Consider the following 22372-nt stretch of genomic DNA (forward strand, 5'->3'; position numbering starts at 1 on the left):
GCAAACTCCTCCTTGCCCCGCTGTACCAGCCCGCCTCCACCGCGCAATTCCCTTGTTACTGCCCCCTACCGTCGAGGCCCGCGCCGAGATAACCCAGACATACTCGGAGATCAGCTCATACCTTGAGCGATAGGGCGCATAAAACGGCACACACCCCGCGGTAGCGTGCCGCACATTCATCATTGGCGGCTGGCACCACTACGCGAGGTGTGGCAGCGTACTGCTCGATGGGGTGGTGGTTCTATGCCTTGCGGACCTGCCTCCGACCCGCGGGGGCGTGGCGGTTGTGCGCCGGCGTAACGAGGCTACGGGCAGTGAGCTGATGCGAGTGAGCGGCTGCGTCCTTGGAGTTTAGTAATAGACGGAAAACATGGGGATTCCACGGACACGCCCTCGCACGATACAAGCACCGGCCCTAGCTCTGCGGCCGCGGGCGGCTAGCTCCAGCTAGCGGCAGCACGGCGGTTGACATCGCTCATACGCTCATTGCCTTCTGCCACAGTGCGGGAGATGGTGGTCAAAATAGTGTTGATTTCCAGCGCGGCGGCATCCCACGCGCGCTGGGCTTCCTGGTAGGCGGAGGAGGATTCGCCTTCCCACGCCGCAGTCATCGGCGCGATCTGGGCTTTGAGGTCCTCCAAGTTGGCGTTGATCTTGGCGGAGGTGGCGCGAATATCCTCAGCCGCTTGGCTGATGGCGCCGAATTGATAACGAATCGTGTCCATGAGTGGCATTAACCTTTCTGTGTTGAGCTCTTGAGCGTGTGCTGATGCAAGTGAGCGGATGCGGCGGCGCTAGAGCGCCAAGCCGCCACCGACCTGACGGAATGCGGTTTCGTTCTCGGTCTCGGAAACGTCGAAGGCACGGGCGTTGGCGCGGATATTCTCCGAGATGGAGGTCAGCGCCTCCTGTAGCTGGCGTGCCGAGGCATCCCAGCGGCTCATGAGATTGGTGAAAGCCAGCTGCGCGCTGCCCTGCCAGCTACCGCTGATGGCGTCGACGGTGCCGCGCAGCCGGGCTAGCTCAGCCTGAACGTCGTGGTTGGTCTGATCCACCTTGCCTGCGGTGGCGACCATGGTCTGTGATTCTGTGCGAAAGTGCCCAGTCATAGATGCTCCTTGAAAAAATAATCCTGTGTGCATTGATGCAGCAGCTGCTGTCGGATGTATAGGGAATGGACTGCACAGTGATCGGATGTGATGCTCCCCCGAGTGCTCCACACAATCCCCCCTGTGGTGGTGAAACCAAGTGGCTTCATGGGATATAGACGTCAGGCACAGCGACTGAGGTTCCGCCCCGGCTAAAAAAGCTTCTCCCCATCGCCGGTGGTGTTATCGCGGTGCTCGAGACTATCCACCGCCATGCGGCAGCTGGCGGTATGCGCATGGCTGGGCTGATGCCGCGAATGACAGCCCACGCTGATCAAGGTGTCCTGCTCTACCCAGGCGGTCCAGCGCACCAGCGAGCCATCGCCTGGTTCTTCGATATAGCTGGTCTGGGCGGGCTGCCCGTGCCGGCGAAATACGGCCGCCTCGGTGCGCAGTGTCTCATCCACGGCCACCATCGCCTCTACCTCGGCGATCACCGCCTCCGGCGACACAGAATAGACCTCATCGAAGGAGATGAGGATGCGCAGTTCGGGATCCGCACCGTTGAGCTGAAAGCTACTGTCCCCACGGTCACTAATCTCGAATCCCTCCGGGGTGCGCACCCGCACCGGGCCACGCTCTACCACTATCTCTCGCGGCGCCGCAGCGCTTGTCGACGCCTCCTCCTCGGCACTGTCACTCGGCGGCAGGCTGGAACCCGGCTGCTCCGGTTCCGCCACCGTGCGCACCGGCGCCGGCTCCAAGGACTGCTGGGTAGACCACCAGCTCACCCCCACCACAAGCAGCACCACGGCCACGATGCCCACGCTAAAGAGATTGACCCGCTCCAGCAGCTGGGCGATGCCGCCACCGTGGAGGGAGCGGCGGCGCACGCCCTGTGGCGGCTGCGGCCACGGGCTGTTCTCGGGCTCCGGCTGCGGCGCCGCAGTAGATCGCAGCGCGGTGGCGGGCGGGGCGGGTGGCGCTGCAGGTGCGGTGGGCTCGGACGCTTCGACTGGCTCGGGTGGCGGCTCGCCATAGCGCCAGGCCCGAACGCGGGCGGTGTGACACTGCTCCAGCAGGCACTCGCCGGGTTCTTCGGCGGCATCGATGATCACCTCGACCTGCGGCCACTGGCTACCGGTCAGATCCCGCAGCTCGGAGACTAAGCGGCGGGCCTGATCGGGCTCGCTTAAGGCGGCGGCGCCGAGATCATAGAAGTAGTGCGCTTTAGCGGTGGTGGCCTCGACCACGATGGTGAGCGCATCGGTGACGGAGACTTCCCAACGGGGCATCATTTAGTCACTCACCACCTGAATGAGTCCTTCGGCACTGCCGCCGCGGATCAACTGGGCCCGCCCCGGCGCGAGGGTGGCGGGCCGCGCCCCGAAGAGCGGGCCTTCGTCTTTATCGCTGTCGAAGAGCAGCACCAGCGGCGAGGAGTCCTTCAATTCGGCGAGTCCAGGCGCAAAGAAGGCGCGGGAGGCACCGCCGGATTTGCGGGCGTAGATCAGGTGCAAGCCGATATCGGTGGCGTGCGGGAGCAGGGGCGCGAGCGGATCGAGTAATCCGTGTGGCAGCAGCTCGGCGTCGTCGATAAGCAGATATAGCTCGGGCCCGCTCCACCAGGAACGTTGAAGCAGCTGCTGCGGGGTGATGTCTTCGCTGGGTAGGCGTTGACGCAGCGTGGTGCTGAGATCGCTGATGAGGCTGCGGCTGGCGTCGGTGGTGCCGCTATAGCCGGCCAGCATGTGCTCGGGGAATACCCCGAGGTGGCGACGGCGATGATCGATGACCAGCAGCCGCGCCTGCTCATGCGGCAGCTGGGCGAGCTGCCGGCCCACGACCTTGAGTAGTTGGGATTTGCCGCAGCCCTTGTTGCCAAGGGCAATCACGTGCTGGGTGTCGCTGAAGTCCACCGCCACCGGCTCGAGTCGGGCCCCGCCCATGCCCAGCAGCACCTGCTCGGAGTCGGGCAGGCTGGCGGCCGGCAGGCTAAGAGGCAGGGTTTTCAGCGCCGGCACGGCCGCCATGCCGGCTTCCTCGCTCTGCCGGGCCACATGGGCGATGTCTTGGGCGCTGGATTGGGCGATGAGGATATTCTCCCCTGCCGCGTTGAGTCCTCGGCCGGGCAGGGCGGGGAGTTTTTCTTGGCGGCGGCGATCGATCACTGAGTCCATGGCCTCGGGCAGACGCAGCTCATAGCGTTGCCCGATGAGATCCCGCACCGATGGCCGCAGGGCGGTCCAGCGGGAGGTAGAGATCACCAGGTGCACCCGCGCCGCGAGGCCCTCGCTGGCGATGCGCTGCAGGCTCGGGGTGAGCTCCTCGAAGTCGGTGGTGAGTGCCTGCCAACCGTCGATAAGCAAAAAAGTGTGGCGCTGCTCCGGCTCATCGATAAAACCGAGCACCTCATCCACCACGCGGGCGATGGTTTCTTCCTGCTCGCGGCCAGCCACCCCAGCGGTGTGTGGGAGGCGAGTGAGGGTGCCGAGCCCGCCGCCGCCGAGGTCCAGAGCGTAGAGGCGCAGCGTCTCGGTGCTGTGGGTGGAGGCGAGCGCGGTGGCGATGCTACGCAGCATGGTGGTTTTTCCGCTCTGCGGCCCGCCGCAGACCGCCACATGCCCGTTTTGGCCGGTGAAGTCCACCACGAGGGGATCTTGGCGCTGCTCATAGGGGCGATCGATCACGCCCACCGCAGCACGTAGGGGGCCGAGATCCTCCACCACCCCGCCGAGCGGGATGGCAGCGGGCAGCGGATCCAGCCACACCTTGTGCGCCTTCAGCCCCAGCTGGGCGGCGCGGGCGGTGGTGAGTTCCACGGTGAGATCCACGAGCGTCTGGGTACTCGAGGGGCCCTGCTGCGAGCTGGCGCTGGCGGCGGGCAGGCGCGGCTCGGGCAGGGTATCGGCGCGGGTATCGAAGCGGCCCACCCGCACGATCGCCTCCGCAGCGGGGCTGGTACTGGCGCTGACCGGGCCGGAGACATAGCTTGCTTGGAAGCCGCGCACCTCGGCGGCATCGGCTTTGATGAAGCCACGGCCGGGTTGATTGGGCAGCTCATAGGCGTCCGGCACGCCGAGCACGTGGCGGGATTCCATGGCCGAGAAGGTGCGCAACCCAATGCGGTAGCTGAGGTGCGAGTCCAGCCCGCGCAGCCGCCCCTCCTCCAGGCGCTGGCTGGCGAGCAGCAGGTGGATGTGCAGGGAGCGGCCCAGCCGGCCGACGGCGGCGAAGAGATCGGCGAAGTCGGGATGCTGGCCGAGCAGCTCGGAGAACTCATCGATCACGATCACCAGCGCCGGCATCGGCTCGGTGCCAGCTGCGGCCGCGGCGGCGTTGAAGGCCTCCACATTGGGCACGTTGCCGGCCGCGCGCAGTACTTCTTGGCGGCGGTTCATCTCCCCAGAGATGGCGTCGCTCATGCGCTCTACCAGATCAGCCTCGGCGTGCAGGTTGGTGATCACTGCGGAGGTGTGCGGCAGGCCATCGAGGCCGAGGAAGGTGGCGCCGCCTTTGAAGTCCACCAGCACAAAGTTCAGCTCCGCTGGGGAGTGGCTAAGGGCAAGAGAGACCACGAACGTGCGCAGGAGCTCGGATTTTCCCGATCCGGTGGCACCGATACACAGCCCGTGCGGCCCCACCCCGCCGTGGGCGGATTCTTTGATATCGAGCAGCAGCGGCTGACCATCGCTTCCCACACCGATGGGCACGTTGAGGCGGGTGGGATCGCCTGGGGCGCGCGGCGCCCACAGGGTCTCGGCGCGCACATGCTCTTGCTCGTGGTAGCCGAGCAGCGGCAGGAGCTCTCCCGAAGGAGCGGTGCTGTGCCGCTCTGGCCGGTCGTGGGGATGAAGGGCCTTGGCCAGGCAGGTGGCCTCGGCGATGCTGAGGGTATCGGGCACCCCGATGGTTTCCTCGCCGCCGAGAATCGAGACCACCAGCGCGGCATCGGCGTGCAGGATCAGCCCGTCATTGAAGGCTGCCTCATACAGCGGCGTGGCCTGGTGGGCGTCGATGGCGATAATGAGATCCCAGCGGCGCGAGCCCACGAGGTGGGCGGGCTGCTCGGCATCGTCGATATCCACGATGAGTACCCGGCAGGCGGCCTCGCTGGGAGTGCGGGTGTGCGGCAACCATTTTAGCCACTGCCACTCCCCCTCGGCGGCGGCAGCGGCGCGGGTGCCGCTGAGCACCTCGATGCCGATGGCCTCGGGCCCGTGGTGAAAGACCAGTTGGGCGATGAGTGCCCGCGCGAGAGCCCGGGCCTTTTCCCCGTGCAGCGAGAGCACGCTGAACGAGCCCACCTGCACCACCAGTGGCATGGCGGGCACGGTGTCCACGGCGGTCACCATGTGGCGCAGCGCCACCGCGCACACCGGGTCAAGGTCCTCGGTGGCGTTGATGTTGTGTAATTCGATCGGCGTGCAGAGCGCGGTGGTGCCACGCCCGATGCGCACCTCCCCCACATCGGGATCGCCGAGGCTGCGCTCCCACATCCGCGGCGAGCCGGCGGCGGCGTAGAGCGCCTTCGGATCGGGGTGGCGGTGCAGCTCGTGGGCGCGCTGCGCGGCGGCGTTGTTCAGCGCGGCGCGGCGAACATGCGAGAGATGCCGCAGATAGGTGCGGCGGGTGTCATCGCTATCCTCGCCACCCTGGGGCATAAACATCGCCAGCATCGAGGCGCCCATCATCAGCGGAAAGAGCAGCATCATGGGATTAAGCTGCCGTTCTCCGGTGAGCATCAGCGCCACCATGCCCACCATGGCCAGCACCATCACCACCGGGATGATGATGCGCACCAGCGGCACCGGCTGCCGCGTCGGGGCATCCGGTACGGCTTCCGGCTGGATGCTGCCGCTGGGCAGCGGTGGTGCCGCGATCCGCTCGATCGCTCTGGTTTCTTCTACTGCCTGCGGAAATGCGACAGCCATATCTCAAACTCCCCCCGTAGCACGGATACTGGCTGCACCCGGCGCGCAGGCATGTCCCCCATCCCCGCGCCGCATGCATGATCGACGTCGCCCGCTCGCTCAGCCCCACCGGAACAGCGGTGCTCGGCCGCTGCTCCGGTGCGCCTCGAGTGGACACGGCACTGATCCTAAGCCAAGCTGATGGGCACTGCAGGCCAAAGGTTTCGCGTCTGCAGCTCGCCAGCACCCCATGGAGGGTGGAGGGGGGAGATGGTTCGGGGGAACCATCGCAGCAGCACTCGACGCCGTCGTGCGCGCGAGCACCGCTATCTCTCTGTGCCGTCTGTGGGCGTGATCGTGTTATCTACTCAGGGGGAATTTCTTGTGACGCTGTCACTTCACTCACCATCGGCGCCGCCGCACGAGCCGCGCCCCGCCACCACGGCGGTGACCACCACCATCCGTCTCGACGTGCCGGAGCAGCCCGAGCGCAATCGTCAGCTCGATATTGTGTTGCCGCCGCGTTCCTCACTGGCGGAGGTGCTCGATGAGGTCTTAGATCTCCTCGATGCGCCGAGCATCAGCGTGCCCTGGCAGGGGCGCACCGCCGCAGGGGTGCCTATCGACGCCACCCGGCCGCTGCACACCGTGCCCTTCCTGCATGGGGGCGTGCTGGTGCTCGGGCCGTATGAGCAGCACGCCGCGCCGGTGGTCAAAGACACCGCCCATGCGCTTGCCGACGCCGCCAGCACCCCCTGCCGGCGCGGCCTCGATACGCTACCGCTGCTGGTGGCGGGCCTAGTAGTGTGTCTCGGCGCGGTGGCCGCACCGCTGAGTGCCACCGCAGTGGCGTGGTGGGGTGCCAGCCTCGCGCTGGCGGCCAGCGCAGTGGCCCTGCGGGCGCGCCGCCGGCTCAACCCAGAGGCCACCGCCTGCTATATGGGCATTGCCCAGCTCAGCGCAGCGATAGCCGGGGCCAGCGCCGCCCAGCAGCGCGGCGTGGAGGCCCTCGCGCTCTCGAGCAGTGCCGCGGGGTGGACTCTGGTGGCTGCTGCGGGTGGACTGGCCGCCGCCACCGCCCTCGGCGCGAAGACCCTGCATATTCGGCACTGTGCCGCGGCGATCACCACGGTCGCCCTGCTGACGGTGTGCGGCGGGTTGCTGGCCGCGAGCGGCGAGTGGGTGGCTGCCAGCGCCGGCACCATCGCGATGGCCATGGTGGCTATGAGCGCCGCGCCCAGTGTGGCACTGAAAGCCGCGGGTCTCCGGGTGCCGCTGATCCCCTCGGCCGGCCAGGACCTCGAGGTGGCCGATCATACGATCGCCGAGCCGGAGAAGAAGGCCCGGCGAACTGCGCAGATCCTGGGTGGTTTCTACCTTGGGCTCACGGTGGTACTGAGCCCGCTGCTGCTGGTGCTCGCCCAGCGCGCCGATGCCTTCGCCCTCGCCTTGGTGGCCTGCACCGTGGGGTCCGTGGTGGTGCATGCCGCCCGTCATCACGATGTCTGGAGCATGTGGGCGTTGTGGGTCTCTAGCTGCGCCGGGATGGCCGCGCTCGCGCTATGCGCGCTGCGTATGGCCACCGCGGAGCTTGCCGGCCAGGGCTCGTGGATTATCTGGCCGTTGGTGCTCGCCGGGGCTGTGCTCGCGCTAGCGGGCGCCGCTCCCCTACTCACTGGGCCGCTATCCACCATGGAGCCCACATGGCAGCGGCGCCTCGAGCGAGTGGAGCACATCGCATTGGCCGCCATCATTCCGCTCTCCGCGCACCTCATGGGCATATTCACCGCGATCCGCACCTGGGGATGGTAGGTCGTGATGCGCTTCGTGTGTCCCCTGATGGCCGCCGTGCTGCTCGTCGGCTGCGCCCCTCTCACCGTCGCCCAGGACTCGCCGCCCGCGCCGGATGCCCCAGACATTGCCTGCGCTCAGCCCGTGCAGATCAGCGACTCCGCTGGCGATCGTGCCGCATGGGATGAGGCTGTACGACGCTCCCTCGCCCTCCGCGATACCCACCAGCACGCCACCGGTGCCGGGGTAAAAGTCGCCGTGGTCGATACCGGGGTGGCGCAGCATCCACGCCTGCGCATGACCCCAGATGCGGATTTTATCCACCCCGAACAGCCGCGCGCAGATCATGATTGTGACTCCCACGGCACCGTGGTGGCAGGGATCATCGGCATGCGCCCCGACCCGAGCAGCGATGAACTCACCGGCATCGCCCCGGATGCTGAGATCCTCAGCATCCGCCACACCAGCACCCACTATCGCAGCCCGCAGCACAGCAGCAGCGGTAATCTCGCGAATCTCGCCGAGGCTATCCACGCGGCCATCGACGCCAAAGCGGATGTGATCAACGTGTCGGTGGTGTCCTGCGTCTCTCCCGCCCGCGCCGCGGGGCTGAACACGCAAGCACTCCGCGCTGCGGTACGACGGGCGGAGGCCAGCAACGTCGTGGTGGTCGCCGCGGCCGGCAATGTCTCCGAGAAGTGCTCACCCGGCGATGTGGTGTATCCGGCGCATCTGCCCACCGTGATCGCGGTCAGCGCCGTCGATCACTCCACGCGCAGCCTCGCCGACTACGCACTCCCCGCCGCCGAGGACACTGGGCTGCGGCTCAGCGCCAAGGGCGATGTGCCCATAGCCCTGCACTCGGAAGGAAGCGGCCTCGCCTCTGGGGTATATGGCGACGAAGGGCAAGTACACGGCTATAGCGGCACCAGCTTCGCCACGCCGGTGGTCTCTGGCACCGTCGCACTCCTGCTGCAGCGCGACCGCCACGCCAGCCCCGCGGAGATCCGGGCGCGACTGGCCACCATCGCCGACCCGGCGCGGGGTGAATTCGATATCCACGCCGCGCTCACTCACCTCGATCTCGATACCCGCACCACCGCAGCGGAGCGGGATATCACCATCCGCACCGTGCAGAGCGATCCCACCCGCAGCCGGGTGGCGATCATGGCAGCGGTGGCCCTCGCCGCGATCGCACTCCGCGCCATCATCCGCGGCTGGCACAGCGACCACGAGGCCTAAAAACCCTCGCCCCTCGCCCACAGGCTGAGGCGAAGGGCAAGGGGTTACTTATAGCGCTGAGCTATTCCTCTATATTGCGATGCGCGGGAGCGCGGGCCGCTTCAAAAGACAGCACCTCGCCCTCCGGCAATAACGACACCACCGACCATGAGGCCGCCGTGGTGGACTCCACGCCCACCACCGCTAACTCTTTGCCCGAGGGCACCGCATGCCGCCGCCCCGTCTCCGAGATCACATGCGTGCCCTGGGCGGTATCCACCCCAAAGGCCAAGCCCGAGCGCTGCTCATCCTCATAGGCCGGACGGTAATGGGTGGCATGGGCACCTAACACGGGGATCGAACCCTCCAGCGCGCCCATCCGCACCCCAGGGCCGCGCTGTGTACCCGCCGAGCACACCGCCGCTGGATGCGACTCCGGCGCGCCGAGGAAGGGGGCGTCGATAAGCGAATACGGGCGACGCAGCAGCTGCAGTGTCTGCCCACTATCGCCGAAACCACTGATGTCCTCCCGCGTGCGCTCGCGCGTCCGCGCCCCCAGTTGCACGAGAATGCTGCGTTGCGTGTCCGTGAGCTCTATCAGGCCCTCGCGGCGGATGAGATAGGCGGCCCCGCCCACATCCGCGATCTCCCACGGGCCCGAGGGCACCGCGAAATCCGGCAGCGCATGAACAGTATTCAGCCACGTACTGGAGGTCTCCACCACCGGAGTGTCTCTATCCACCCCCACTGCCTGGCGGGTAGCGGCCCCCAGCTCATCACGCGCAAAAGGCAACCGGCGACGCCCCTCGGAGGTAATCAACCACTGCGTACCGCGCTCATCGCGGGCCACAAACGCCTCCTCCTCCCCCAGCGGCCGATACTCAATCCCCGAGCCCACGTGCAGCTCATCACTACGCACCTCGTGGCAGGCCACCAAAGGCTGCTCCGGCGCCGTGTCCGCCACGGCCGACGGCGCCACCCCGATGCCCACCTCATGCGCGAAACGCTGCGTGGCCAGCACCGCATCCGAAATCCGCGCTGGGGTGGCGGCCTCGCCCACCACCAGCCGTGCCGAAGCCAAATTAGTTACGGGATGAACGCCCTCCTCGGAGCGCACATAGAGCGCCCCCGAATCGGCCACCATGATCGGCGCCTCCCCTGGATCGCGCTGCGGCGAAAATAGCGCCATCGCGCCGGCGCCCAGCCCCACCACCACAGCCGCGGCAGCACCAAAGGCCAGCGCCTTATTCCGCGCCCCGAGCGGATCGTGGATCATTCGAATATCGCCCATCACCGCCCCGAGCTCGGCGCGACGGAGCAGAAACTTATAGCCGCTCACCTGCGCCTGCGTGGTGGGCTGCAGGATCGACCGCAGCGGCTGATGGTGTGTATCGGAGTGCTCACCCATGTGGCACCAGACTCCTCCCCCGAGAATGACTATTAGGACCGCGCCCTCGCACACACACTCACGCGAAAGCCTCTAGGTGGCTTTTCGACGCACCCCGTCCCCCGACGGGTGCTGATGGCCTCAAGGCCTGCAGATTCTGTGCTGTGTACCTGCGCTGAGCGACGCTGCTCTCACTTTAAACGCTGCGCAGGCGGGGTGCAGGGTGAGGACAGCGCGTGCTCTACCTGTACTCACTGAATCATTCCCCAGAGCTCTACCCCCGCCCAGTATTCTGCAGAGGTTAGAGTACTCAACCATCTTGTGGAGGAACACTGTGGGCATTTTTAAGCGCCGGTCTGGGCAGACCCCTTCATCGTCTGATTCGAAGAACACCAACCTCGTGGGGTCGATGGTGGACAAGCTCGGCGCCAAGGTCGATTCCGAAATCGCGTTGCAGAAGCGGATGATCGCCAAAACGAAAATCATCCAGAAGCATCTCCCCGCACTTGAGCGAAACTCCTGTCTTGCAGCAGTATCACAGGCTGGGATGGTCCTGCGAGACGATGAAGAGATTCTTTTTGCAGCCGTAGCCAAAGAAGCGGACTTAGATGTCGGATGCGTACTTGTCGCCACGGTGGATCGCATTTTTATTGCCTATAACAAGACGCTCAACTTCGCCCATACAGAGCTGCTCTACAGCGCAATCGATCGTATTGACGTGGGGCGTAATCTCCGAGGAGCATGGATTAATCTGTGGTCTAATGCCCAGATGATTCAACTCGAAAAGTGCACTCGGGATTTCGAGGAATTGCAGGACATTGTGCGCGAGCGCCAAACAGCCGGAGCGCAGGATGCAGCCACTTCGCCTTCCCAGGCCGCGGCTGCCCCTTCTGATCTCGATACCGGCATGGAACAGATTAAGAAACTTGCTGATCTTCATGCCCAAGGAATTCTCTCCGACGAGGAATTCGCGGCCGCGAAGGCCAAGGCCCTCGGACTCTAATAACCGCCATACGATGAGTTATCGCTAGTCACGACATCGGGCCGCTGTGGTCGTGACGGTGGCCTGGTGATAACACTGATGCGCTTGGGATGGGGACACCCGAGTCAAGGGACCTCCATCCCAGTGCAAAGAGTTATACGCCGTTTGTGGAGCATCGCCACAGCGCGATAAGCGATATCGCTGACTAAGCGAAATTCTGAGTTGGGAGGCCCGAAGTACGGGTAGTCTGGAACCATGTCTGTTAGCTCGTTATCTGCCAGTACCCAGAATTATGTGAAGATCATTTGGGGGCTGAGCGAATGGAGTACGGCGCCCATCACCACGGGAATGATCGCGGACAAAGCTGGGGTGAAGAAGTCCACGGTCTCCGATGCGTTGCGCAAGCTTAGTGAAGCCGGCCTCGTCGAGCACTCGCGCTATTCCGCAGTGACTCTAACGGATCTGGGCAGAGAGTACGCAGTGGCCATGGTGCGCAGGCACCGCCTGATCGAAACCTTCCTCGTGGACACCTTGGGATATCGCTGGGAACAGGTGGATCGCGAAGCGGATGCTCTTGAACATGTGGTGTCTGATCTGATGATCGAACGATTGGATGAGCACCTTGGCCATCCACAACGCGACCCGCACGGGGATGCAATTCCTGACTCGCAGGGAACTATTATCCGCCCGCCCGCGGTGCGATTAACGGAATGCGAACCGCATTCCGTGGTGACCATTGCCCGCATTGCCGATGATGATCCACAGCTTTTGCAGTACCTTGCCGAACATGACATCGGCCTCGATACGCGCGTTCAGGTGACGGCGGGACCGCCCTTTAGCGAGTCGATCACTATCACGCCGCACGACGGCGAGGAGGCGCTCACTATCAGCAGCACCATAGCGCAGTCGATCTTCGCTATTCCCTCGCAGCCGCAGGACTAACTACGCTGCGCCGCGCGATCAGAAGAATCCGCGGAGCGCATCTGGGATTCGGGGCGGCGGCCCCATCTGCCACGCTGCATCCACAAAGCGAGTCACGTCGTCTTGATCGGCGTTGCGCAGGTAGAGGCTGACCATCCTCATGAAATATTCCATGACCTCTTCAGGCGCATGGGAGCTAGCCAAGATGCGCGTAGCCGATGCGGGGTTTCCCTCTTTGAGATCACTAAACATGCCTACGGCTTCTATCCAGTGACCATCGGAGGCTGGTTGTGCATCCATCGCTCTTCCTCCCTCGTATGACGAGAAGTGTCCATCCACCGCACCAGCACCGGCTGCGTCGAGAACACAGCCACTGCCCATATCGGTGAACATATGCATGGTCTTCGGCTCACGCACTGCAGATCACAACAGAGCCGCAGTGTTCGCCTAGTCGAAGTTAAATGTTTGACACAGCCTATCACAAGCGCTCATAATTGCCGTGGATAACTACACACTGGTGCCCGCGGTCGCTACGGGCGGGGCGGATTAGCGCATTTATGCAGCTCAAAGTGGATCACCACCGCTGCGAATGCATGAGTACGAGCCTTTCTGAGCGGGCCCGCACGGCCCCTCCGCGATGGGGATTTCCCGTCGCGTGCTCATCGTCTCAGCGGCACGTGCCTCAGCGTGGTTATGCCACAGCACGGCCCCCACACCAGGATCGTCCTCCACTGCGGGAAGCGCCGAGCAGCCTCTCAACACCAGCTACACACGCTTTAAGGAGTATGTATGACTAACAAGAACGTAGTAGTACTTGTCGGAAGTTTGCGACGTGGATCCTTCGCCCGCAAGATCGCGAAGAATGTGATCCCCATGTTCCCCGAGGGCATCTCCGCCGAGATCGTGGAGATCCGGGACCTGCCTTTGTACGACTTCGATTATGACGATCCCGAGGTCGAGGACAAGACCACCCCGCAGGAGTACACCGAGTTCCGCGAGCGGCTCAAGCAAGCCGATGGCGTTCTCTTCGTTACGGCAGAAAACAACCGCACCATCCCCGCTGCACTGAAGAACGCCGTTGATATCGGATCCAAGCCCAACTCCGATGTGGCATGGAAGGGCCTGCCCGCCGCGATCATCAGCCACTCCGTTGGCCGCATGGGCGGCTACTCCTCCCAAAAGAACCTGAAGCTGGCACTCTCCTACTTCGACATGCCGATGCTGGGGCAGCCGGAGGTATTCCTCGGCCAGTCGCCGACGCTTTTCGACGACAATGACAAGATCGCCGTGGAATCCACGGTGGAGTTCCTCCAGGGCCACGTCCAGCGCTTCGTCGAGCTCATGGAAGCCAACCCGCGAAACAAGGCCTAACGCCCCGCGCGCGGAGGGGTACGTACACCCCAACCAATTGCGCTCACGAATTAAGCCGCGCCAATCGTTTCGGTCTGCACGTACCGGCGACTAGTGGAGGCAACAGCTGTGGGTCTCTAGCTACCACCCACTAGCTGTGCAGCCTCTTGGCGCGGCTTTTTCGTACCTCTTTAACGGCGCCACCGAGGTGCGGTGAGTTCTATGAGAGTGCCGATCCACATAGGCGACTGGGCAGTACTCCACTATCCGCCGCTCTACCGAGCTCGCCCTCGATCACTTCGGCTCCCTCAACAAACTCATCTTGCGCGGTGCCATCGGGCGGAGCAAAGCGCCGCATCGGAAACCACTATCCGGACAAGCGATAGTAGCTAAGCCGCGCCACTAATTTCTCAGCGCGGGTGGGATCATCCGCCCTCAACCCGCGTTCGCGAAGCAATTCGATCTGTTCCCTATAGGTCTTGAACTGCTTCATCTGCCTCATATGTACCCCAGCACACAAGACAAGGACCGGCCCTGCCCCCACCGAGGTGGGCAGCGGAACCGGTCATGTTGGTGCTTATACTACCTCGCGATCCCCACCGAAGCGAGGAAGATCTGCACACTCGTGGAACACTGCCCTGCGTGTTCATTGGCTCTCTGCCGCCAGCGATCATCTCCGCGCCCTCTCAGAGCAGGACCACGAGGTGGCCGGCGCCCTGCACCGCATCGATATGGCAGAGGAGGGTAGATGAACAGCTCCATGACCTGCTACGTCTCCACGGTGGAGGCGCTGCGTCTGGCCGCAGGCCTGCTGCTGTCAACGGGTGGATCCGAATACGTTCTTTTAAAAGGGACTACCCAATAAGGATGCCGTGAGGCATGTCTCCGTATCGAGCTGGTTGAGCAATTCCCCGCGCGAGGAATTGTGCTGCAGCTGCCTTGTCGTCGATGCGCATGCCGCGTTGCTCGAGCAGTTCTACCTGTTGCTCGTAGCTCAGCCACCTTTTCGCCATCGCATATGCCTCCATAGAAATGAAAGGCCCCGGTCATGTGTGCATTACCCACAAGGGGAAGAGGCCTGACCGAGGATCTATCACCGAACATTTTACGTCACCGCGCCCACTGGCACAACGGTACTGCTGTCAGGGTATCCGGATCGGGGAACGTTCACCGGCATAAAGGCGAGAAGACACAGTCGCGCACGCCCCGAATCATGTCACCCTAGGCGCTTATCATGGCTACTACTGAGTTTCAGGCATGTACCGACGCTGCCTCGGCGGCTATCCGAGCCCACGAGCAGCTCTATCAGCTCTGAGAGGAGCACGGCCACCTATACCCCATGGATAAGAATCCACACCTATCCGCCGCTGCTCTGACTCCCCACCCCGCTAACTAGCGCTCATCATCTCGCTCGTCTGCGCCATCGCCAGAGTCCCGCCGCTGCGATGGGCGCGCGCCTTTGCCGAGGACCTTGGCGGCGACCACCACTGTGGGAGTCACCAAGGTGATGAAGAAGATGAGAACAATCATGAGGATGTCGCCTGCGCCCATGGTTGCGCACCTCCGTGCTGTCGTCGGGTTAGGAGTCCTTGTCTTCTGGATCCGCGGCTGCGATCGGCTGGGGTGCTGGGCCGCGGGGCGGATCATCGAGGTGATCGCCCTTAAAGCGCCAGCCCTGCATGGTGGCAGAGAGCTCCTTCGGATCGCGGTCACGATTCTTATTGGGTTTAGAGGGGCGATGGAAATAGGGCACCTCTTCGCCCTCGTCGTTGACGCGGGTGGGCAAGGGCGGCAGCTTCTCCGGGGAGAAGCGTGAGTTCTTGCGAATCTCCAGCAGCTCCTTGTCGGTGAAGTTAGCGTTCACCGCCCAGATCACTGTGTCGTGATCCTTGTACACTGGGGTGAGCCCAGGTGATTCCCAGCTGCCGTGATCGAGGCGCAGGTGTGGGTGCTGGAAGGGCCAGAAGATCGGCGGGGAGGAGATGTAGTACTTCACGTTGAGTTCTTTGACCATTTCATCGGCAAAGTTCTCCTCATCCGGATCATAGGTGGTGCCAGCGCCCACCAAGTTCGGATAATCATGGGCGATGTGTGTCGGCGAACCAATGGGCGGCTCGGGCCACTGATAGTGCTTAAACACCGCGGGCAGCCCGTTATAGGCATACATCCACCCATGACCATCCGCCGGCTCACCAATGATCGTTCCCTCATAGGCACCGGGCTGCTTAGCCAGCCAGTCGAAGGCATGGTGATCATAGGGGGTGACCATGCGCTCTACGCGGTAGGTGGAGCCCACCGCCCACTGGTCGCCGCCGCGCACAGCCGCCTGGGCCTCGTCGATGGCCACGAGTGCCACGATTCCGCTGAAGAGCAGCGATACCGCGGCAGAGGCCGCCGCCCAGGCACGCACCTGTTTGCTTGGGGCGGGATCGTCATAGTCTGGGGAGTGGGCATGCTCCCCCGCTGCGGCACGGGCGCGGCGTATCTGGGAACGACGCAGCCACCAAGTCACAGGGGCCAAAGACACTAGCCGCACCGCGGCAGCGAGGGCCACGCCGGCGCCGGCGGCGATGAAGATCCCCACCGGCATCACCAGCCGGTGTGGGCCGTTGTAGTGCAACGCCGAGATCATGTGCAGCAGATCTCCCACGCCGGTGCCGAAGGGCTCGAAGGCTTCGGTGGTGACCGCCAAGAACACTCCATAGGCTGCGGCAGCCCACAGCGCGCGACGCCACAGCAGCGCCACAATGCCGCCGGCCAATGCCAGCCAGAGCAGCCCCATGTGGGACTCAAATATCTCGGTGTGGCGGGTCTGCAACGTAGCGGCGTGGTACCACGCCTCCGAACGGGAGAAACCGAAGTCCTCCCCGAAGGCCTCCACTTCCTTCGTCGCGCCGAAACCAGCCACAATCTGGGGCAAGAGCACTAGCATTGCGCCTGCACCAGTCGCGGCAAGCAACCCCACATCCTTCAACCGGACGAGAATGCGTTCCCGCCAATTCGCCGGTGTCGTCGACGGCGACCACAGCAGATACAACAGCCAATAACAGGCCACGAGTGTCACCACGATCGTGACTACCGAGGAATGCACTTGGGCCGCGCCCAAAAAAGCCATCCCGGCGGCCAACGCCCGGCCAGGGTTCTCCGGCACCTTCATCATCGCGCAGCCAGCGATCATCGCCATGCCTACACCCGCGATATACGGCCACGCCCCCACGTAGTGCCCGATCCAGAACACAGCCGGAATAGCGTAAACAATAATCGCGGCGAAGGCGGCCGCAATGCCCGCCGCCATGCCGCGCGAGCCAAGGATGCGCCATGCCACATAGGCTGCGGCCATCACAAAGCCCAGTGCTGGGAGCATGATGGAGGATATATTCAGTGCCTCGATAACGGAGTAGTTGCTGGCGTCGACAAGCGCAAAAACCCCAGCATGCCAACCGGAGGGATAAAACTGGCTCACCTCGGGCTCGCGGGAGAGTACCTCACCCATGCGGGTCGGCGACGCCATGTGGTTCTCCGCGATGTAGCGCACCACATTGGCGTGCCATTCCACATCCCATCCTTGGTGGATCGAGCCCAGCCCCTCGGGGGTGTCTGTGAGGATCTCCAGCCCCCGTCGGAGGAACATACTGACCCCCAGGAGCACACCGGCCGCCGCGATCAACCAGGTGTAGGTGCGGCTATTGCGCGCGCGGCGTCGCACCGCGTCGGTGATACGCGAGGAGGCATCGCCCCAGCCTTCGCCGCCGCGCGCCCGCGCGAAGCGCCGTTGGGCAATCACGAGCCGCGCCAACCCCCATAGGGCTGCGATCACCCACATGCTGATGATGCCGCCGCGGATAAATCCACCGTCGTAGTCTTTATCGATAGCGCCGGCCAACCACGCCAACAACCCGTAGATGCCGAAGCTCAGCGGCAAGGACATGGCAGCTGCGCTCGAGGGACGCAGCCCGCTGATCAGGGCGAAAATAAAGCCGGGCAGCAGAAAGACCAGACTGGTGATGGTGAGCACCGAGAACAACAACGCGTCTACCCTGCCTTCATTACTCGCATGAGGGATACTGCACGGACTTTTATCCTAGACCCACTACCCCACGGGCAGGTATGCCCGCGCTGCACACCGCTAGTGATCACGGCGTTTTTTGGTCACGAGGGAGCGCGCCTGCAGCTCCTCGACGCTCGTCGGATAGTCCACCCCGGCCAGCGCCAGCCCTCGTGCTGGGGCCAACCGCAGCCGCGGGGAACGGGTGTCGCGGAGAAGCAGATCGTCCACGAACTCCACCGGTTCGGCGCCGCGACCTACCTCGATGCAGGCGCCGACGAGGGCGCGCACCATGTTCCAGCAAAACGCATCCGCGCTTAGCGACGCTTGAAAGAGCCGGGGCTCCAGGGCAGTGGAGATATCCTCCCACTGGAAATACTGCAGAGTGCGGATCGTAGTGGCGTGGGGCTTGGCTTTGCAGAAACCCGCAAAATCGTGCAGGCCGAGCAGCCGGTCCGCGGCCTGGTGCATCAGCTCGAGATCCAGTTCGTGACGGACCTGCGCGGTATCGCGGCGACGCAACGGGTGGGCTCCGGCGCGGGCACAGGTGAGACGGTAGACGTAGTGGCGTCGTAAAGCGGAAAAACGCGCGTCGAAACCCTGCGGGGCAAGCTGCACATCGCGGACCTGGATATCGCCTTGGAGCATCTTATTCAGCCGCGTCACCAAACGCGTGGGATCGCCATTAATGGAGCGGGACTCCAGGGCCGCAGCAGGCACATCAGCATGGGCGACCTGGGCGAGGGCATGGACGCCCGCATCGGTACGGCCAGCCACAACCAGCTCAATGGGCTGGCGAAAGATCGTGCTCAGCCGCTCTTCCAGCTCCTCTTGCACCGTGCGCGGGCGCGGGGCATCGGGGTGCGCACGGTTGAATTGTTTGGCCCAGCCGTGAAAGTCCGTGCCGTCATAGGCGAGGTCAAAGCGCAGGCGGACAGTATCAGACTGCGCGGTGTCGATCTCAGACACGGGAGATAATCCTCCTTGCGGGATGAGCGAGACACGGCCACGGTGACGCGGCCGTTTAGTTGTTCATAAAATACTTGGTGAAACGCTTGGAGCCGGTGAGCACCACCGTCAAACCATAAAACTGCAGCCACAGCCCGAGGGTATCGAGGGAGATGCGCTGGAAGATACCGCCCGAGGCGCCGGTGACCGCCACGAGGAACATCATCGCGGAGACAACGGAGAAAAAGAGTATGAGCGCGGTGGTGATGATGAACGCCCAGCCGGCGGCCTTCACCCCGTGCGCGGCGCGGGCGCCGACAATAACGATGAATGTGACCACCAAGGTGGACCACGCGGAAATGTAGATCAGCCCCAGCATGGCCTCATGCACCCACCGGGTGATATCGAGAGGCGCCAGCCCTGCCAGGCCCACGCCCACACCCCACACGCCGATCAGCCGAGTCACGCGGGCATCTAAGAGCGGGTGGAGGCGGGTGATGCCCATGCGGAGCTGCTCGCACATCAATGAGGCGGTGAGCATCAACACCCCAGTGGCGAGGAGCGCCCCGTTAAACACGAAGAATCCCGGGGAGCAGATCTCCACCGCGGGGATCTCCATGGGCAAGGAGCCGCAAGTGCGGGCACCGAGATCATCGACTCGGTTGGTCTCGATATTGAAATCGCCCAGATAGACCCGCGCGGCATAGAGGCGGGCCAGGAAAATCAGGAGCGGCCCGAGGAAGATCATCCAGCCGATCGTGCGGATGCGCGACCACTGCAACGCGGCATTGGAGGGGCGGTCCTCATAGCGGGGGCGCGGTCGCTGCTCCTCGCCCGTGGCCGCGGCGCTCGGGGTGGCGCTGGGCGTGGCGGCGCTCGACGTATCCGCAGCACGAGAACCCTCCTCGGGTGGCTGCGGGGACTGCGGGGCGCCGCTGGTTTCATTCACGCCTCTACCCTAACCGATCACCTGCAACCGACTAACGACCACAAGGAAGAAACCTCTAGCACCTGTGCGTGCACCATCACTGCCCTGCGCCGCCCATATTCTTAGGGCCGCCTTGCCTTAGTATTCGTTAGTCCGATAGCATCGACGTGACTAACGAGCCATGATGAGCCGCAGACGCGTAAAGGACACAGCAGCATGGGTAAGGGAATATACGGCACGATCATGAAGCTGCTGCGGGCGGAGGATCTGCAGTGCACGGTCGAGCGGGTGTGGATGCACACCGACACTATGAAAGCGCTGCGCATCAGCTCGCCCGAGTTTATTCGCACCATCCGGCCCGCCGAGGGCGAGTATCTGCGCTGCTGGTTCCCAGAGCTGAGCAACCCGGCTAAAGAAGTGATGCGCGGCTACACCCTGACCGATATCGACTATGACACCGGGGAGTTCACCCTCTATTTCCTGCTCCACGAGCCTGCCGGGCCCGCGTGCGCGTGGGCGCAGAGCGCCACAGAGGGCGATACATTCGACGCCGCCTACTACGGCTCCAGCCCCTTTCGCGTGGAGGGTGCAGACCCCTATGGCTTCGTTTTCATTGCCGACGCCGCAGGTATTCCCTATGTCAATGCCCTCGCCGCCGATTTAGCGCCCCGCTGTCCCGTGCAGGTGTGGATGCTTGATTGGCACCCTACCGATCATGAGATCCCCATCATGGAGCACGAGAATATCTCGGTGGAATGGGTGGCTCCCACCAGCGAGGCGCTGCTGGAAAAGGCTCGCGGCTTCACCTGGGAGGGCTGGTATCCGCACCTCATTTGCGAAGCGAAGGTGCTGCTCGTTACGCGACGCTACCTGCTGAAAAACGTGGGTATGAAAAAGGGCGACATGCACATCCACGCGTATTGGATTGCCGGCAAGGCGATGGGAACCAGCCGAGACGTCTCCCGCTCTCAGGATTAGGCGCCCGTACCGCAGCCGCGACTGACACGGCCGAGCGTTTCCCGCCCCGCGCAGCCCTAGAAAAAGACGAACACCGCAGGGATATCCCTGCGGTGTTTCTGTCTCAATCCGACGAGTGTCCGGCTTTAGCGAAAGCGCTTAAGCCTTGTCCTCGGTGGACTCGGTGGTCTCAGCGGCCTCGGCCTCCTCGACATCGGTCTCCTCAGCCTGAGCCTCTTCAGCCTTCTTGGAAGCTGCGGCGCGGGTGGCGCGCTCCGCCTCGGTGGAGACGGTGGGCTCGAGCACCAGCGAGATCTGGGACATCGGGGCGTTGTCGCCGCGACGGTTCTCCAGCTTGATGATGCGGGTGTAGCCGCCCTCGCGACCCTCGAACTGGGGAGCCAGCTCGTGGAAGAGGTGGAAGATGACATCCTTGTCCTGGATGTGCTTAGCAACGTTGCGGCGATCCGCGACGGTGCCCTTCTTGGCCTTGGTGATGAGCTTCTCCGCGTAGGGGCGAAGCAGCTTGGCCTTGGCGTGGGTGGTAACGATCTGCTCGTTCATGAACAGCTGGGCTGCCAGGTTCGCCAGAATCTTCTTCTGGTGAGAAGCCGAGCCGCCCAGACGGGCACCCTTCTTCGGGGTAGGCATAATGGTTCTCCTCGTATAGGAATGTTGTGAGCTTATTCCCGCCGCGGGCCCAGCCGTTTAGCGCTGGTGGGCGGCGGTTTCGCCCGGATATGTCTTACTCGGAATCTTCAGCGTCGGAGGCGTCAGTGTCCACGAAGTCGCCGGTCTCGGCGTCGTAGCCCTCGATTTGGGTGGGATCGAAGTCCTCCGGTGCGTCCTTGAGGGTCAGGCCCAGCCCTGCGAGCTTCACCTTGACCTCGTTGATGGACTTCTGACCGAAGTTGCGGATATCCAGCAGATCCGACTCGGTGCACTCTGCGAGCTCACCGACGGTGTGGATGTCCTGGCGCTTCAGGCAGTTGTAGGAGCGAACGGAGAAGTTCAGATCCTCGATGGCCACGCTGTAGGCGGCGATGTTCTCGGTCTCCTGCGGGGAGGGGCCGATCTCGATGCCCTCGGCGGCGGTGTTCAGCTCGCGGGCGAGACCGAACAGCTCCACCAGGGTCTTGCCGGCGGAGGCAAGAGCGTCGCGGGCGGTGATGGAGTTCTTGGTCTCCACATCGATGATGAGCTTGTCAAAGTCGGTGCGCTGCGCAACACGCGTTGCCTCAACCTTGTAGCTCACCTTGAGCACCGGCGAGTAAATCTGGTCCACGGGGATGCGGCCGATTTCCTTGCTGCCGTTGTACATGGTGGCGGGAACGTAGCCGCGGCCGCGCTCGACCACCATTTCGATGTCTAGACGACCCTGCTCATTCAGCGAGGCGATGTGCAGATCCGGATTGTGGATCTCCACGCCAGCCGGCGGCTGAATATCAGCTGCGGTGACGTCGCCTTCGCCTTCCTTGGACAGATACATCACAACCGGCTCGTCGGAGTCGGAGGACAGCACGAGGCCCTTGATGTTGAGGATGATGTCGGAGACATCTTCCTTCACACCCGAGATGGTGGTGAACTCGTGGAGCACACCGTCGATCTTGATGCTGGTCACGGCCGCGCCCGGGATGGACGACAGCAGGGTGCGACGCAGCGAGTTACCGAGGGTGTAGCCGAAGCCGGGCTCCAGCGGTTCGATCACGAAGCGTGAACGAGCCTGTTCAACGAACTCCTCGGTGAGGGTAGGGCGTTGCGAAATGAGCATGGGATAGAACTCCTTGTGTGGCGACCGCTATATGACGCCTGAGATAAGGAACATATGACGTTGTTGTGCT

General features: G+C 63.7%; 19 protein-coding genes. 6 read left to right on the forward strand and 13 right to left on the reverse strand.

From position 1 onward, the window contains the following. Positions 1-437 precede the first annotated feature (437 nt). From GBB18_RS02645 to eccCa, 4 genes are all read right to left on the reverse strand, one after another. Positions 438-725 (reverse strand): WXG100 family type VII secretion target, encoded by a 288-nt coding sequence (locus GBB18_RS02645; RefSeq protein WP_151640686.1) that lies wholly within the window; start codon positions 723-725, stop codon positions 438-440. Positions 726-794: 69 nt separating this feature from the next. Beyond that, positions 795-1109: a WXG100 family type VII secretion target gene (locus GBB18_RS02650; RefSeq protein WP_151640687.1), complete on the reverse strand. Its 315-nt coding sequence runs from the start codon at positions 1107-1109 to the stop codon at positions 795-797. Between the two features lie 191 nt (positions 1110-1300). Beyond that, positions 1301-2386, reverse strand: a complete 1086-nt coding sequence (locus tag GBB18_RS02655; protein ID WP_151640688.1) for a type VII secretion-associated protein — start codon at positions 2384-2386, stop codon at positions 1301-1303. Beyond that, positions 2387-6022 carry a type VII secretion protein EccCa gene (gene eccCa / locus GBB18_RS02660; protein ID WP_151640689.1) on the reverse strand — a complete coding sequence of 1212 codons (3636 nt, stop codon included), beginning with the start codon at positions 6020-6022 and terminating at the stop codon, positions 2387-2389. Positions 6023-6385: 363 nt separating this feature from the next. Between eccCa and eccD the strand changes: the two genes are divergently transcribed. Together eccD and GBB18_RS02670 are read left to right on the forward strand one after the other, a co-directional pair. Next, positions 6386-7813 (forward strand): type VII secretion integral membrane protein EccD, encoded by a 1428-nt coding sequence (gene eccD / locus GBB18_RS02665; protein WP_192795892.1) that lies wholly within the window; start codon positions 6386-6388, stop codon positions 7811-7813. A gap of 6 nt (positions 7814-7819) precedes the next feature. Further along, complete coding sequence (locus tag GBB18_RS02670) at positions 7820-9034, forward strand: S8 family serine peptidase (RefSeq protein WP_151640691.1); 1215 nt, start codon at positions 7820-7822, stop codon at positions 9032-9034. A 61-nt stretch (positions 9035-9095) separates the two neighbouring features. Here the strand turns inward: GBB18_RS02670 and eccB are convergent, their stop codons facing one another. After that, entirely contained in the window at positions 9096-10421 is a 1326-nt protein-coding gene (eccB, locus tag GBB18_RS02675; protein WP_151640692.1) for a type VII secretion protein EccB, read from the reverse strand. A 313-nt stretch (positions 10422-10734) separates the two neighbouring features. Here eccB and GBB18_RS10715 point away from each other — a divergent pair, with 313 nt between their 5' ends. Together GBB18_RS10715 and GBB18_RS02685 are read left to right on the forward strand one after the other, a co-directional pair. Continuing rightward, positions 10735-11403: an SHOCT domain-containing protein gene (locus tag GBB18_RS10715; RefSeq protein WP_225979193.1), complete on the forward strand. Its 669-nt coding sequence runs from the start codon at positions 10735-10737 to the stop codon at positions 11401-11403. A gap of 234 nt (positions 11404-11637) precedes the next feature. Then, positions 11638-12324, forward strand: coding sequence for a metal-dependent transcriptional regulator (locus GBB18_RS02685; protein ID WP_151640693.1), 687 nt, complete (start codon positions 11638-11640; stop codon positions 12322-12324). An 18-nt stretch (positions 12325-12342) separates the two neighbouring features. Here GBB18_RS02685 and GBB18_RS02690 read toward each other — a convergent pair whose 3' ends face one another. After that, positions 12343-12603 (reverse strand): hypothetical protein, encoded by a 261-nt coding sequence (locus GBB18_RS02690; RefSeq protein WP_151549503.1) that lies wholly within the window; start codon positions 12601-12603, stop codon positions 12343-12345. Between the two features lie 489 nt (positions 12604-13092). Between GBB18_RS02690 and GBB18_RS02695 the strand changes: the two genes are divergently transcribed. Beyond that, the gene (locus GBB18_RS02695; RefSeq protein ID WP_151640694.1) at positions 13093-13674 is read left to right on the forward strand and encodes an NADPH-dependent FMN reductase; all 582 of its coding nucleotides are present in this window, start codon (positions 13093-13095) and stop codon (positions 13672-13674) included. Between the two features lie 833 nt (positions 13675-14507). On the opposite strand, the gene GBB18_RS10605 is transcribed toward GBB18_RS02695, so the two are convergent. The 5 genes from GBB18_RS10605 to GBB18_RS02715 form a co-directional block, all read right to left on the reverse strand. Further along, on the reverse strand, positions 14508-14666 hold the full coding sequence (locus GBB18_RS10605; RefSeq protein WP_192795893.1) for a hypothetical protein: 159 nt from the start codon (positions 14664-14666) through the stop codon (positions 14508-14510). Positions 14667-15045: 379 nt separating this feature from the next. Continuing rightward, positions 15046-15204: a hypothetical protein gene (locus GBB18_RS10610; RefSeq protein ID WP_192795894.1), complete on the reverse strand. Its 159-nt coding sequence runs from the start codon at positions 15202-15204 to the stop codon at positions 15046-15048. A gap of 28 nt (positions 15205-15232) precedes the next feature. Continuing rightward, on the reverse strand, positions 15233-17668 hold the full coding sequence (locus tag GBB18_RS02705; RefSeq protein WP_151640695.1) for a DUF6541 family protein: 2436 nt from the start codon (positions 17666-17668) through the stop codon (positions 15233-15235). Positions 17669-17779: 111 nt separating this feature from the next. Next, positions 17780-18658 (reverse strand): tRNA pseudouridine(38-40) synthase TruA, encoded by an 879-nt coding sequence (gene truA / locus GBB18_RS02710; RefSeq protein ID WP_151640787.1) that lies wholly within the window; start codon positions 18656-18658, stop codon positions 17780-17782. A 64-nt stretch (positions 18659-18722) separates the two neighbouring features. Further along, positions 18723-19595: a DUF998 domain-containing protein gene (locus GBB18_RS02715; RefSeq protein ID WP_151640696.1), complete on the reverse strand. Its 873-nt coding sequence runs from the start codon at positions 19593-19595 to the stop codon at positions 18723-18725. Between the two features lie 195 nt (positions 19596-19790). Here GBB18_RS02715 and GBB18_RS02720 point away from each other — a divergent pair, with 195 nt between their 5' ends. Further along, positions 19791-20552: a siderophore-interacting protein gene (locus GBB18_RS02720; protein WP_151640697.1), complete on the forward strand. Its 762-nt coding sequence runs from the start codon at positions 19791-19793 to the stop codon at positions 20550-20552. A 138-nt stretch (positions 20553-20690) separates the two neighbouring features. Here the strand turns inward: GBB18_RS02720 and rplQ are convergent, their stop codons facing one another. Continuing rightward, on the reverse strand, positions 20691-21182 hold the full coding sequence (gene rplQ, locus GBB18_RS02725; protein WP_151549499.1) for a 50S ribosomal protein L17: 492 nt from the start codon (positions 21180-21182) through the stop codon (positions 20691-20693). A gap of 94 nt (positions 21183-21276) precedes the next feature. Further along, on the reverse strand, positions 21277-22302 hold the full coding sequence (locus tag GBB18_RS02730) for a DNA-directed RNA polymerase subunit alpha (protein ID WP_151528915.1): 1026 nt from the start codon (positions 22300-22302) through the stop codon (positions 21277-21279). Between the last annotated feature and the right edge of the window lie 70 nt (positions 22303-22372).

Source organism: Corynebacterium sp. 11A (genome assembly GCF_008930935.1).
GTDB classification, from domain to species: Bacteria; Actinomycetota; Actinomycetes; order Mycobacteriales; family Mycobacteriaceae; genus Corynebacterium; species Corynebacterium megadyptis.

Bases quoted from the DNA above. Each gene is read 5' to 3' on its own strand.
- GBB18_RS02645 (WP_151640686.1), bottom strand. From the start codon at position 725: ATGGACACGATTCGTTATCAATTCGGCGCCATCAGCCAAGCGGCTGAG.
- GBB18_RS02650 (WP_151640687.1), bottom strand. From the start codon at position 1,109: ATGACTGGGCACTTTCGCACAGAATCACAGACCATGGTCGCCACCGCA.
- GBB18_RS02655 (WP_151640688.1), bottom strand. From the start codon at position 2,386: ATGATGCCCCGTTGGGAAGTCTCCGTCACCGATGCGCTCACCATCGTG.
- eccCa (WP_151640689.1), bottom strand. From the start codon at position 6,022: ATGGCTGTCGCATTTCCGCAGGCAGTAGAAGAAACCAGAGCGATCGAG.
- GBB18_RS02670 (WP_151640691.1), top strand. From the start codon at position 7,820: ATGCGCTTCGTGTGTCCCCTGATGGCCGCCGTGCTGCTCGTCGGCTGC.
- eccB (WP_151640692.1), bottom strand. From the start codon at position 10,421: ATGGGTGAGCACTCCGATACACACCATCAGCCGCTGCGGTCGATCCTG.
- GBB18_RS02685 (WP_151640693.1), top strand. From the start codon at position 11,638: ATGTCTGTTAGCTCGTTATCTGCCAGTACCCAGAATTATGTGAAGATC.
- GBB18_RS02690 (WP_151549503.1), bottom strand. From the start codon at position 12,603: ATGGATGCACAACCAGCCTCCGATGGTCACTGGATAGAAGCCGTAGGC.
- GBB18_RS02695 (WP_151640694.1), top strand. From the start codon at position 13,093: ATGACTAACAAGAACGTAGTAGTACTTGTCGGAAGTTTGCGACGTGGA.
- GBB18_RS10605 (WP_192795893.1), bottom strand. From the start codon at position 14,666: ATGGCGAAAAGGTGGCTGAGCTACGAGCAACAGGTAGAACTGCTCGAG.
- GBB18_RS10610 (WP_192795894.1), bottom strand. From the start codon at position 15,204: ATGGGCGCAGGCGACATCCTCATGATTGTTCTCATCTTCTTCATCACC.
- GBB18_RS02720 (WP_151640697.1), top strand. From the start codon at position 19,791: ATGGGTAAGGGAATATACGGCACGATCATGAAGCTGCTGCGGGCGGAG.
- rplQ (WP_151549499.1), bottom strand. From the start codon at position 21,182: ATGCCTACCCCGAAGAAGGGTGCCCGTCTGGGCGGCTCGGCTTCTCAC.
- GBB18_RS02730 (WP_151528915.1), bottom strand. From the start codon at position 22,302: ATGCTCATTTCGCAACGCCCTACCCTCACCGAGGAGTTCGTTGAACAG.